This is a genomic window from Microbacterium sp. Soil_C_42, from assembly GCF_057656735.1.
This window is the reverse complement of record NZ_JBDGJU010000036.1, coordinates 22,242-33,923: the sequence shown is the minus strand read 5'-3', so window position 1 is coordinate 33,923 and position 11,682 is coordinate 22,242. Positions and strand designations below refer to the sequence as shown.

The following is an 11,682-nucleotide window of genomic DNA, read 5'->3' as shown; positions in this document are numbered from 1 at the left end:
CCGCCCTCCCTGGCACCCTCGCCGCCGCTCGCGGCGCACTGGCACAGGCCGAGGCATCCGTCTCCCGTTCGCGTGCCGGGGCCGACGCGCGCTCGCGGCTGCTCTCGGCCCAGCGCGAGCTCGCCCAAGCGCGCCAGGCGCAGGATCCGGTCGCCGCCCTCGACGCCGCCCGCCGTGCGATGCGCGACGCCGAGGACGCGAAAGCTCTCGCCGAATTCGCCCGCCCGGCCGGCCCGCTCGGATAGGCGACAGCGGGAAGGCCCCCGCTATCGTGAAGGCCATGAGCGACGGGGCGACTCAGAGACCGAACCGCGTGCTGGCCGGGGTGGGACGGATCCCGGCGACGCTGACGATGGTCGCGCTGGTCCTCGTGGCGGGTGTCGTCTGGCAGGGGCTGTGGCGGCCGTTCGAGGACTCGGACCTCTTCGACGTCGTCGCCTACGGGCTTCCCGCCCTGGAAGCCGGTCGATGGTGGACGCCGGTCACCGGGACGTTCTTCGTCAACCAGCCGTGGGTCTACGTGTTCACGATCACGGGCTTCGTGGGCATGGCCTACCTCGAGTTCCGTCGCGGCTGGCGCGCGGCGCTGGCCTACCTGTGGGTGGGCCAGCTCTTCGCGGTCTTCGCGGCCGCGCTGCTGCTCTGGGTCCTCTCGCTGCTCCCGTGGGCCTGGGCACAGGCCGAGGCTGCGGCGCTCGACGTCGGCCCGTCCGGCGGGACGATGGCGTGCATCGCCGCCTCGGTCGGGCTGCTGCGTCCGCCCTGGCGGGTCCGCGGCTGGCTGGTGCTTCTCGGCTTCGTGTTCATCGCGATGCTCTTCTGGGGCACGCTGGCAGACCTGGAGCACCTGCTCGCGGTGTTGCTCGTGCTGTTCGTGGATCGCTCGCTCCGCGTCCAGCGCACCACGGTGCGCGAGCAGAGGCTGATCGCGTTCATCGCGGTGCTGGTGCTCGGCGCGGTGGAGATCATCACGATCCTCGTGCCCACCGACGGCCCGTTCGGCCCGACCGAGCCGGCGTCGGGCGGTTTCGTCGACCTCGCGATCGACGTCGTCGTGATCCTCGTCGTCGCCAACGGGCTGCGCCGCGGGCGGCGGTGGACGTGGGTCGTCGCGATCGTCCTGGCCGCCCTCAACATCCTGAGCGCGCTGCTCATCATCGCGGCGATCATCATCGCCTCCCAGGCGCAGGTCGAGGCGACGATCGACGGCGAGACCGAGCTGGCCCTCGCCGGCGGCGTGATGTGGCTGCTCATGCTCGTGTACCTGATCTGGGTGCGTCGCGCGTTCCGCGCCCGCCGCAAGTCCCGCATCGGCCATCAGCCCGCACCGGTCGCCGACGACGTGAGGCGGATGCTGCACACCCACGGCGGCGGCACCCTGTCGTGGATGTCGACCTGGGAGGGAAACTCCTACGCCCGCACCACCGACAGCATCGTCGCCTACCAGCGGCGCAACGGTGTCGCCCTCGCACTCGCGGACCCGATCGGACCGGCGTCCTCGCGCGCGGCAGCCGTGGAGGAGTTCATCCACGATGCCGAGCGAGCGGGACTGATCCCGTGCTTCTTCAGCGCTGACGAGGCCACGCGAGCAGCCGTGCCGGGCTCGTGGCGCAGCCTGGTCGTGGCCGACGACACGATCGTGGACCTTCCCGGCCTCGAATTCACCGGCAAGCGGTGGAACTCGGTGCGCTCGTCGCTCAACCGGGCCGGTCGCGAGGAGATGACGTTCCGCATGACCCACCTCAAGGAGGAGTCGTGGGGCGTGCAGCAGCAGCTGCGGGCGATCTCGGAGATGTGGGTGGGCGACAAGGGACTCCCCGAGATGGGGTTCACGCTCGGCACCCTCGTCGAGGCGGAAGACCCCGAGGTGCGCCTCGCCCTCGCGCTGGCGCCCAACGGCGACGTCGACGGGTTCCTGTCGTGGCTGCCGGTGTACGGCGCGGACGGCGCCGTGCGGGGATGGACCCTCGACCTGATGCGCCGCCGAGAAGGCGGGTTCGGCCCGGTGATGGAGTACCTGATCGGCTCATCGGCGTGGCTGTTCTCCGACGAGGGCGCCGAGATCATGTCACTCTCGGGAGCGCCGCTCGCCCACGACTACCCACCGGATGCCGGAATGATCGCGGCGCTCAGCGACAAGCTCGCCGACGCGCTCGAACCGGTCTACGGCTTTCGGTCGCTGCACCGCTTCAAGGAGAAGTTCCACCCGCGGTACGAGACCATGTACCTGCTGTTCCGCGACGAGAGCGACCTCACCCGCATCGGCGGAGCCCTCACGCGGGCGTTCCTGCCCGACGCGACCCTGCGTCAGTTCGCCGGGGCGGGACTCGAACTCGTCCGCAGCGACCGGGACTGAGCCTCCGCCGGCGCAGGCGCGCGCGAGGAAGCCGCGGCACCCACCCAGGGGATACCGCGGCTTCGACCGCGTGAAACGATCGGTCCGCCGCTCAGAGCGGGCGGATGTTCTCGGCCTGGAGGCCCTTGGGTCCCTGCGCGATCTCGAACTCGACGCGCTGGTTCTCCTCGAGGGAGCGGTACCCGCTCGACTCGATTGCGCTGTAGTGCGCGAAGACGTCTGCGCCACCCTCATCGGGAGCGATGAAGCCGAATCCCTTTTCCGAGTTGAACCACTTGACGGTGCCCTGCGTGCTCATTACTTGCCGTTCTTCGTTGATCTCGTCGCGATTGCGGCGATTGCATCCAACGTAGTGAAGACGGGGGCGCGCGGCGAGACCCAGTTGCGAAGGTGACACAAATGTTGCACTGCGCCTGTTGACGAGACGGGGACCATCGTCCGCCCGGGCTGAGCGTGGCTCGAAAGCCCGGGCGTCGACGGATCCCCCCGGATAGGCCACGTCGTAACGTGGACAGGAAATATCGTACCGATATATCAGTGCGAGAGCGAGGCCGGTTTCCTCAGCGTTTCTGCATGTTCCGGGTGGGGTCCCGCGGCCTTCTCAGCGGCCTCCTCAAGGCACGCTCAAGCGGGTCTATGCACGTGAATCCTCCGGCGTACACTGGTGCCACTCATGAGTGCCCCCTTCGTCCCGCTCGAGCCGAGCCGCGCCGTCCTCGGAGACGAGGTCTACGCGCGCCTGGGCGAGGCGATCCTCGACGGGCGCCTCGCCCCCGGCGAGCGTCTGCGCGATCAGGAGCTGGCGGAATGGCTCGGCGTCTCGCGCACGCCGGTGCGCGAGGCGCTGCAGCGACTGGAGCGGGCCGGCCTGGTGGAGGTGTCGCCCCACCGCTACACCCGGGTGTCGTACCCCAATCAGCAGAACGACACCGTCGAGCTCGTCGCCTTCAACATGGGTCTGGCGGTGCGCATGGCGGCGCGGCGGGCGGATCCCGACGCGCTGGAGCTCGCGCTGGAGCGGCTCGACGACGTGATCGCGGCGTCCCGCGCCGACGACCCCGACGCTCTCGCCGCTGCCAGCCACGCATTCTTCGCCGTCGTCACCCGCGCGAGCGGCAACTTCGCGCTCCTTCAGTTCGTGCGCGAGTACGAGTTCGCCATCCGGCGCGACATGGTCGGGTGGCGTCCCTTCATCGAGTGCCCCCTCGGCCGCACCGCCGCCTACGAGGAGTTCCGTGACGCGTTCGTCGCCCGCGAGGCCGACCGCGCCGAATCCCTGCTCCGCGGCATCCACGGCCTGAACTGACACCCGCCCTTCCTCGGTGACGGATGCCGCGGCTACCGTGAAGCGCGTGAACCACATCGATCTGCGACCCCTGGACGATGACGACCTCGACGCCGTCTTCGAGATGATGCGCGACCGCGAGGCGATCACGATGGCCGCATTCACCGCGGAGGATCCGGACGACCGCGCGGCGTTCGACGCCTGGATCGAGCGGCAGCGCGCGATGGCCGACGTGCTCTCCTTCGTGATCACCGAGAACGGCGGATTCGCCGGGACCGCGGCATCCTTCACCGTCGACGGCGACCGCGAGGTCACCTATTGGATCGCTCGTCACGCGTGGGGCCGGGGCGTCGCCACCGCGGCGGTGCGCCACCTCATCTCGCGCGAGCCCATCCGGCCGCTGTTCGCCCGCGTGGCCGCCCACAACGCCGCCTCCATCGCCGTGCTCACGAAGGTCGGCTTCACCGAGGTGTCGCGCAACGTCGACTTCGCCCCGGGCGTCGGCCGCGAGATCGAGGAGATCGTCTTCGCACTGCCGCCCGCCCTCGACGGCGCGTAGCGCTCGGCCGGTCGGGCAAAAGAAGAGGACCCCCTCTCGGGAGTCCTCTTCTGCGCTGTGCGCGAGGGGGGAGTTGAACCCCCACGCCCTTTCGGGCACTGGCACCTGAAGCCAGCGCGTCTGCCTATTCCGCCACTCGCGCGAGCCGCGGCATCCGGAGATCCCGCGAAACTCAACTTGCCGAGGATATCATGCGTCGCGGCCCCTTCCGAACTCTCCTGTCCGGGGGCCACGATCCATGACGGGTACAGCGTGTGCAATTAGCATGTAGCAACCGGCACCCCCCTCTAGAGGAGCTCCGTGGGACTACTTGACAGCTTCGAGAAAGGTCTGGAGCGCGCAGTCAACAGCGCGTTCGCCAAGACCTTCCGCAGCGGCATTCAGCCTGTCGAGATCGCATCGGCCCTGCGCAGCGAACTCGACAAGAAGGCGGCGGTCGTGAGCCGCGACCGTATCCTCGCTCCGAACACGTTCACGGTGCGCCTGTCGCCCGCCGACGACGACCGCATCTCGGCGCTCGGCGACGCGCTCCTTCACGAGCTCGACACGCTCGTCCATGCGCACGCCAAGGCGCAGGGGTACTCGTTCGCAGGTCCGGTGACGATCGCGATCCGCCGCGACGACGAGATGTCGACCGGCACCCTTCGCGTCGAGTCGTCGACGGCGCAGGGCGGCCGCGTCTCGTGGCGCGGCGTCGTCGACGTCGAGGGCCGTCGCATCCCCCTGACGAAGTCGCGCACGGTCATCGGCCGCGGCAGCGACGCCGACATCACGGTCGCCGACTCGGGCACCAGCCGCAAGCACGTCGAGATCCTGTGGGACGGCGAGCGCGCCATGGTGCGCGACCTCGGCTCGACCAACGGCACGATGCTCGACGGCCGCAAGGTGGCCGAGGCGGCGCTGCCGCCCGACTCGACCGTGCGCATCGGCCGCACCGACATCGTGTTCCGCGTCGTCGCACAGGCGAGCACGCCGCGGCCCGCAGCATCCGTCGACGATGCCACGCGGGCGTTCGACGCGCACGAGCGGGGGCCGCTGGCATGAGCGAGCTCACCCTGCTGCTGCTGCGCATCGGGTTCCTGGTGCTGCTGTGGGCGTTCGTCTTCGCCGTCGTCTACTCGCTGCGCGCCGACCTGTTCGGTGTGAAGGTCAGGCGGATGCCGGATGCTGCGGCCGCCGCAGCCGCCGCGCCCGTGGCATCGGCTGCCGCCTCGTCGTCGGTGGGCGGACCCGTCGCTCCGGCGGCGCCCGCGCCGGTTGCCAAGCCCGGCGGACCCGCCACGACCGCCACCGCGTCGCGCATCGTCATCACGAGCGGGCCCAAGACCGGGCTCGAGCTCCCGCTGGGCAACGAGCCGCTCACGATCGGCCGCTCGAGCGAGTCGGGACTCGTCGTCCGCGACGACTACACGTCGAGCCACCACGCACGCCTGGTGCTGTGGGGCGACCAGTGGATGATTCAGGATCTCGACTCGACGAACGGCACGTGGCACGACGGTGCGCGTGTGACGGCCCCGGTCCCCGTGAACCTCGGCGCCCCGATCAAGGTCGGCGCGACGACGTTCGAGCTGCGGAAGTAGCGGGCGGACCCCTCGCACATGGTCTTCCAGGGCTCGAGCGCCGCGATCTCGCACACCGGCAAGGTGCGCTCCAACAACCAGGACTCCGGCTACGCCGGCTCCAACCTGTTCGTCGTGGCCGACGGCATGGGCGGTCACGCGGGCGGCGACGTCGCGTCGAGCCTCGCGATCTCGCGCCTGGAAGGGCTCGACCGCCCGTTCGACTCGACCGCCGAGGCGGAGCGTGCGCTGCGCGACGCGATCTCGGACGCCGCGGTCGACCTGGTCGACACCGTAGGCGTCCGGCCGGAGCTGGCCGGCATGGGCACCACGGTCAGCGCGCTGATCATGGTCGACGACTACGCCGTGATCGCCCACATCGGCGACTCGCGCATCTACCTGTACCGCGACGGCGCCCTCACGCAGATCACCACCGACCACACCTTCGTGCAGCGCCTCGTCGACTCGGGCCGCATCACGCCCGAAGAGGCGCGGTACCACCCGCGCCGCTCGGTGCTCATGCGCGTGCTCGGCGACATGGACACCGATCCCGAGCTCGACACGTTCATCATGCCGACGCAGCCCGGCGACCGCTGGCTGCTGTGCTCGGACGGCCTGTCGGGCGTGGTCGACGACCCTCACACGTCCAAGGCGCTCGGGCTGGGTCTGGCCCCGGGCCGCACGGCCGACAACCTGCTGAAGCAGGCCCTCGACGGCGGCGCCCCCGACAACGTCACGATCGTCATCGTCGACGTCGGCGGGCAGCATCCGCTCTTCTCGGGCACGCCCACCATCGTGGGCTCCGCGTCGAACCCGGTCGGCGTCGAGGTGCCCGCGGCGGCGCCCCGGCGTTCGAGCTGGCTGCACCCGAACCGCCAGGCGGCGAACGAGCCGACCCACTTCGAGCCGGCCCCGGAGTTCCTCGAAGAGCTCATCGAGGAGGACCGGCGACGGGCACGTCGCCGCCGCATCGGCTGGATCACCGGCGTGGCACTCGTGCTCGTGATCATCGCCGGGGCCGCCTGGATCGGCTACCAGTGGACGCAGACCCGGTACTACGTCGGCGCCGACGAGGACACCGTCGTCATCTACCAGGGCGTGCAGCAGGGCATCGGGCCGATCTCGCTGTCGACCCCGTACGAAGACACCGAGATCCCCCTCGATTCGCTCTCGGACTTCGCCCGTGCGACGGTGGAACAGACCATCTCGGCGAACTCCCTGTCGCACGCGCGGCAGATCGTGTCGGGAATCAGCGACCTGGCGGGAGGCGGCGGATGAGCGCATCCACGGGCACACCGACCGACGCGGTCTCGACCGACACCGCCGTGGTGCGGGCGCTGCGCCGCATCCGGGTTCCGCAGACGCAGCGCAACCGCGAGCTGGCGCTGCTGATCTTCGCGTTCACCATCAACGGCTCGGCCATCGCGCTCGTGCAGCTCGGCTCCGAGGGCGTGATCGACTGGACGTTCCTCGTCTACTGCGGCGGTCTCACCGCCCTGGTCATCGCGCTGCACATCCTGCTGCGCCTGCGCGCCCGCGACGCCGATCCTTTCGTGGTGCCGATCGCGACGCTTCTCACCGGGCTCGGTCTCGCGATGATCTACCGGCTCGACCTGTACGGGGACCGCCACGGGTGGGACGCGTTCTCGACGCGGCAGCTCGCGTGGGCGGCGATCGCGCTGGTCGCGGCGATCCTCGTGGTGATGTTCCTCAAGAACTACCGCGTGCTGTTCCGGTACACGTACATCTTCGGCTTCGTCGGCATCGTGCTGCTGGTCCTGCCCGTGATCCCGGGCCTCAGCGGCGGCGGAAACGCCGACGTGTGGGTCGACGTCGGCTTCTTCACGTTCCAGCCGGGCGAGCTCGCGAAGATCGCGCTCGGCATCTTCTTCGCGGGCTATCTCGTCCGCACGCGCGAGAGCCTGACCTCGACGGGCACCCGCTTCCTCGGCATGACCTGGCCGCGCGCCCGCGAGCTCGGCCCGCTGCTCGTGATCTGGCTCGTGTCGCTCGGCATCATCGTGCTGCAGCGCGACCTCGGAACCGGCGTGCTCATCTTCGGCATGTTCGTGGCGATGCTCTACGTCGCCACGGGCAAGACCAGCTGGGTGCTCATCGGCGTCGTGCTCGCGGTGTCGGGCGCATTCCTCGCGTCGCGGATCCTGCCGTACGTCGGCGCACGGTTCAACAACTGGCTCGACGCGTTCAACCCCGAGCTGATGGACAACTCGAGCTACCAGCTCGTCAACGGCATCTTCGGCATGGCCAACGGCGGACTGCTCGGCACCGGCCTCGGCCAGGGACGGCCGTACCTCACGCCGGTCGCCGAGAGCGACTACATCCTCCCGGCGCTCGGCGAGGAGCTCGGGCTCATCGGCGTCTTCGCGATCCTGTGCCTGTACATGGTGTTCACGAGCCGCGGCATCCGCATCGGCCTCGCAGGTCAGGACGACTTCGGCAAGCTCCTCGCGACCGGCCTGTCGTTCACGATCGCGCTGCAGGTCTTCATCATGGTCGGCGGCGTCACGCGTCTCATCCCGCTCACCGGCCTGACGACACCGTTCCTCGCGGCCGGCGGTTCGTCGCTGGTGGCCAACTGGATCATCGTCGCCCTGCTGCTGCGCATCTCGGATGCCGTCCGCAGCCGGCCGAGGGTGGTGATCGGCTGACATGACGAAGGAGCTCAGGCGACTCAGCATCCTGATGCTGATCATGTTCCTCGCGCTGTTCGGGTCGACGAGCTGGATCCAGGTGATCCAGAGCGACGAGCTCGCCGCGAACCCCGCGAACCGCCGGGCGCTCTACGACTCGTACGAGGTGCAGCGAGGCTCGATCATCGCCAGCGGCTCGGCGATCGCCTCGTCGGTGGCGTCCGACGACCTCTACACGTGGCAGCGGGTGTACACGGATGCCGACATGTGGGCGCCCGTCACGGGCTACATCAATCCCGCCCTGAACTCGGCGACCGGCATCGAACAGGCCATGAACCAGGAGCTCAGCGGTACGGCGGGATCGCAGTTCCTGTCGCGCGTCGAGCGCATCTTCACCGGGCAGCCGCCGCGCGGCTCGAACGTCGTGCTGTCGCTCGACGCCGGCGTGCAGCGCGCGGCCTACGAGGCGCTGGGCGACCTGCAGGGCGCCGTCATCGCGATCGAGCCGTCGACGGGCCGCGTCCTGGCGATGGTGACCAGCCCCAGCTACGACACGAACGTGCTGGCCTCTCACGCCACCGGCGAGGTGAACGCCGCGTACGACGCGCTGGTCGCCGACCCGGGCAAGCCGCTGTCGAACCGTGCGATCGCCGGCGACCTCAACCCGCCGGGCTCGACGTTCAAGCTCGTCGTCGCCTCCGCGGCCCTCGCGTCGGGCGAATACACGCCCGAGTCGACGCTCCCGAACCCTGCGACCTACCAGCTGCCGCAGTCGTCGAGCGTGGTGCACAACGCGAGCGGCGGCGCGTGCGGCAGCGGCGACACCGTCACCCTCGCCGACGCGCTGCGGCTGAGCTGCAACATCCCGTTCGCGGAGCTCGCCGTCGAGCTCGGCGACACCGCGATCCGAGAAGAGGCCGAGAAGTACGGCTTCAACCAGTCGTTCGAGCTGCCGCTCATCTCGACGCCCTCGGGCTACCCGCGCACGATCCAGGACGACGCGCAGACCGCGCTGAGCGGCTTCGGCCAGGGTCAGGTGACGGCGACGCCCCTGCAGATGGCGATGGTGTCGGCCGGCATCGCGAACGGCGGGATCGTGATGAACCCGCGCATGGTGGATCGCGTGATCGGCCCGGATCTGTCCGTTCAGAAGACCTTCGACGACAGTGAATTCGGGCGTGCCCTCGACACCGGACTGGCAGACGAGCTGGTGGCGATGATGGTCGCCAATGTCAGTGACGGCGCTGCGTCGGGTGCAAGAATAGACGGGGTCGACGTGGCCGGAAAGACGGGTACCGCGGAGAACACGGGCGATGAGCCGTACACGCTCTGGTTCACCGGCTTCGCACCCGCCGACAACCCGGAGGTCGCCGTCGCCGTGGTCGTGGAGGACGGCGGCAGGCAAGGACAATCGGGCAGCGGCAACACCATCGCCGCTCCTATCGCGAAGAAGGTCATGGAGGCGGTGCTGGGACGATGAGACCGACGCAGGGCGTGACCTTCGGCGGCCGTTACGAACTCGATTCGCGCATAGCGATCGGCGGCATGGGCGAGGTGTGGGAGGCGACGGACCACGTCATCGGACGAACCGTCGCCATCAAGATCCTCAAAGACGAGTACATGGGCGATCCGGGCTTCCTGGAGCGCTTCCGTGCCGAGGCCCGCCACGCGGCGCTCGTCAACCACGAGGGCATCGCCAGCGTGTTCGACTACGGCGAGGAGAACGGCAGCGCGTTCCTCGTGATGGAGCTCGTCCCCGGCGAGGCGCTGTCGACGATCCTCGAGCGCGACGACTCGCTGTCGACCGACAAGACGCTGGACATCGTCGCGCAGACGTCCGCTGCACTGCAGGCCGCGCACGCGGCGGGCCTGGTGCACCGCGACATCAAGCCCGGGAACCTCCTCATCACGCCCGACGGGCGCGTGAAGATCACCGACTTCGGCATCGCGCGCATCGCCGACCAGGTGCCGCTGACCGCCACCGGCCAGGTCATGGGCACGGTCCAGTACCTGTCGCCGGAGCAGGCGTCGGGGCACCCGGCCTCCCCGGCCACCGACATCTACTCGCTCGGCATCGTCGCGTACGAGTCCCTCGCGGGCAAGCGCCCGTTCACCGGCGAGTCGCAGGTCGCGATCGCGATGGCGCAGATCAACGAGCAGCCGCCGGCGCTGCCCGCGACGGTCGCCGTTCCGGTGCAGAACCTCGTCATGGCGATGATCGCCAAGAAGCCCGAAGAGCGCCCCGCGTCGGCTGCCGCCGTCGCGCGCGCCGCCACGGCTCTGCGCCGCGGCGATGTCGCGGCCGCCGCGGCGGCCGTCCCGGCGATCGCGGGAGCCGCGGCCGCAGGCGATGCCGCCACGCAGCTGCTCGCCTCCGGCTCCGACACGTCCGCGGCGACCCGCCTCATGCCCGCTCCGGGCGAGGAGCCCGCCGAAGAGACGACCGAGAAGAAGAAGCGCAGCCCGTGGACGTGGCCGCTGATCGCGCTCATCGCGCTGCTGCTGCTCGTGCTGATCGGAACGATCTGGGCCGTGGTCGCGAACTCGGACGCCCCCGAACCCGACCCGACGAAGACTTCGGCGTCGCCTTCCGTCACGCCGACGGACACGCCGACGCCGACGCCGACCACGGCGAACGTCGTCGCGGACGACTACGTCGGGCAGGACTGCCCCACCGCGTCGGCCGCGCTCGACGCGCTCGGCCTCGGGGCGAGCTGCCAGGAGGGCAACGCCGCGCCCGACGAGGGCAGTGTGGGCAAGGTCTACAGCGTCTCACCGACGGGCAACGTGCCGAAGGGCACGATCGTCGAGCTGACGGCGTACGCCGGGCAGACCCCGATGCCGGAGCCTTCCACCCCGACGTTCCAGGGATCCCCGGCGACGGTAGAGCCCGGCGGCACCCTGACGGTGATGTGGGACGGCTACACCTGCCCGTCCGGCACCGGATCGGTGAGCTCGTACACCTTCACGGTGCAGAACGGCACCATCGCCAACGGCCCGAGCTTCCCGCAGAACGCGCGCAACGCGACGGTGACCGCGGGCGACACCGCCGGTCAGACTGTGATCGTCACGTACACCGTCACCTGCAGCGGCGGCACGGCGGGCAATCGCACGTCGGGTTCGTCCGGCGAGGCGACCGTGCTGATCGAAGCCGCAGACCCCCTCCCGACGCCGACGCCGACGCCGTGAGCTTGGCTGAGTGAGTCCTCCGAGCGGGTCGTACGGCACGTGCGACCCGCTCGGGCTCGGCTAATGTGGCTGATGTTCCAGGC

The 11,682-nt window shown here is 69.9% G+C and carries 10 protein-coding genes, 1 tRNA gene and 1 pseudogene; 10 read left to right on the top strand and 2 right to left on the bottom strand.

All coding sequences use genetic code 11. From position 1 onward, the window contains the following. Together AC3A46_RS16450 and AC3A46_RS16445 are read left to right on the top strand one after the other, a co-directional pair. A pseudogene (locus tag AC3A46_RS16450) lies at positions 1 to 245 on the top strand (hypothetical protein); the annotation flags it as partial. 35 nt (positions 246 to 280) lie between these two features. Continuing rightward, positions 281 to 2,356, top strand: a complete 2,076-nt coding sequence (locus tag AC3A46_RS16445) for a bifunctional lysylphosphatidylglycerol flippase/synthetase MprF (RefSeq protein ID WP_487666162.1) — start codon at positions 281 to 283, stop codon at positions 2,354 to 2,356. A 91-nt stretch (positions 2,357 to 2,447) separates the two neighbouring features. Here the strand turns inward: AC3A46_RS16445 and AC3A46_RS16440 are convergent, their stop codons facing one another. Then, complete coding sequence (locus AC3A46_RS16440; RefSeq protein ID WP_045302013.1) at positions 2,448 to 2,654, bottom strand: cold-shock protein; 207 nt, start codon at positions 2,652 to 2,654, stop codon at positions 2,448 to 2,450. Positions 2,655 to 3,029: 375 nt separating this feature from the next. On the opposite strand from AC3A46_RS16440, the gene AC3A46_RS16435 reads away from it, so the two are divergent. Beyond that, the gene (locus tag AC3A46_RS16435) at positions 3,030 to 3,662 is read left to right on the top strand and encodes a GntR family transcriptional regulator (protein ID WP_487666161.1); all 633 of its coding nucleotides are present in this window, start codon (positions 3,030 to 3,032) and stop codon (positions 3,660 to 3,662) included. A 46-nt stretch (positions 3,663 to 3,708) separates the two neighbouring features. Further along, a complete protein-coding gene (locus AC3A46_RS16430) occupies positions 3,709 to 4,200 on the top strand; it encodes a GNAT family N-acetyltransferase (protein WP_487666160.1) in 492 nt (163 codons plus the stop codon). A gap of 58 nt (positions 4,201 to 4,258) precedes the next feature. Here AC3A46_RS16430 and AC3A46_RS16425 read toward each other — a convergent pair. After that, positions 4,259 to 4,342: transfer RNA gene (locus AC3A46_RS16425), tRNA-Leu, on the bottom strand. 158 nt (positions 4,343 to 4,500) lie between these two features. Between AC3A46_RS16425 and AC3A46_RS16420 the strand changes: the two genes are divergently transcribed. The 6 genes from AC3A46_RS16420 to AC3A46_RS16395 are packed head-to-tail and all read left to right on the top strand — an operon-like array spanning position 4,501 to position 11,599. Then, the gene (locus AC3A46_RS16420) at positions 4,501 to 5,244 is read left to right on the top strand and encodes an FHA domain-containing protein (protein ID WP_487666159.1); all 744 of its coding nucleotides are present in this window, start codon (positions 4,501 to 4,503) and stop codon (positions 5,242 to 5,244) included. Continuing rightward, positions 5,241 to 5,780 carry an FHA domain-containing protein FhaB/FipA gene (locus tag AC3A46_RS16415; RefSeq protein ID WP_487666158.1) on the top strand — a complete coding sequence of 180 codons (540 nt, stop codon included), beginning with the start codon at positions 5,241 to 5,243 and terminating at the stop codon, positions 5,778 to 5,780. Before AC3A46_RS16420 ends, AC3A46_RS16415 begins: the two co-directional genes overlap by 4 nt. Before the next feature lie 18 nt (positions 5,781 to 5,798). Next, a complete protein-coding gene (locus tag AC3A46_RS16410) occupies positions 5,799 to 7,037 on the top strand; it encodes a PP2C family protein-serine/threonine phosphatase (RefSeq protein ID WP_487666157.1) in 1,239 nt (412 codons plus the stop codon). Next, a complete protein-coding gene (locus AC3A46_RS16405) occupies positions 7,034 to 8,428 on the top strand; it encodes an FtsW/RodA/SpoVE family cell cycle protein (protein ID WP_487666156.1) in 1,395 nt (464 codons plus the stop codon). The genes AC3A46_RS16410 and AC3A46_RS16405 overlap by 4 nt, the downstream gene beginning before the upstream one ends. Before the next feature lies 1 nt (position 8,429). Continuing rightward, complete coding sequence (locus AC3A46_RS16400) at positions 8,430 to 9,890, top strand: peptidoglycan D,D-transpeptidase FtsI family protein (protein ID WP_487666155.1); 1,461 nt, start codon at positions 8,430 to 8,432, stop codon at positions 9,888 to 9,890. After that, the gene (locus AC3A46_RS16395; protein ID WP_487666154.1) at positions 9,887 to 11,599 is read left to right on the top strand and encodes a serine/threonine protein kinase; all 1,713 of its coding nucleotides are present in this window, start codon (positions 9,887 to 9,889) and stop codon (positions 11,597 to 11,599) included. The genes AC3A46_RS16400 and AC3A46_RS16395 overlap by 4 nt, the downstream gene beginning before the upstream one ends. Positions 11,600 to 11,682 lie beyond the last annotated feature (83 nt).

Bases quoted from the DNA above. Each gene is read 5' to 3' on its own strand.
- AC3A46_RS16435 (WP_487666161.1), top strand. From the start codon at position 3,030: ATGAGTGCCCCCTTCGTCCCGCTCGAGCCGAGCCGCGCCGTCCTCGGA.
- AC3A46_RS16440 (WP_045302013.1), bottom strand. From the start codon at position 2,654: ATGAGCACGCAGGGCACCGTCAAGTGGTTCAACTCGGAAAAGGGATTC.
- AC3A46_RS16410 (WP_487666157.1), top strand. From the start codon at position 5,799: ATGGTCTTCCAGGGCTCGAGCGCCGCGATCTCGCACACCGGCAAGGTG.
- AC3A46_RS16415 (WP_487666158.1), top strand. From the start codon at position 5,241: ATGAGCGAGCTCACCCTGCTGCTGCTGCGCATCGGGTTCCTGGTGCTG.
- AC3A46_RS16405 (WP_487666156.1), top strand. From the start codon at position 7,034: ATGAGCGCATCCACGGGCACACCGACCGACGCGGTCTCGACCGACACC.
- AC3A46_RS16445 (WP_487666162.1), top strand. From the start codon at position 281: ATGAGCGACGGGGCGACTCAGAGACCGAACCGCGTGCTGGCCGGGGTG.
- AC3A46_RS16395 (WP_487666154.1), top strand. From the start codon at position 9,887: ATGAGACCGACGCAGGGCGTGACCTTCGGCGGCCGTTACGAACTCGAT.
- AC3A46_RS16400 (WP_487666155.1), top strand. From the start codon at position 8,430: ATGACGAAGGAGCTCAGGCGACTCAGCATCCTGATGCTGATCATGTTC.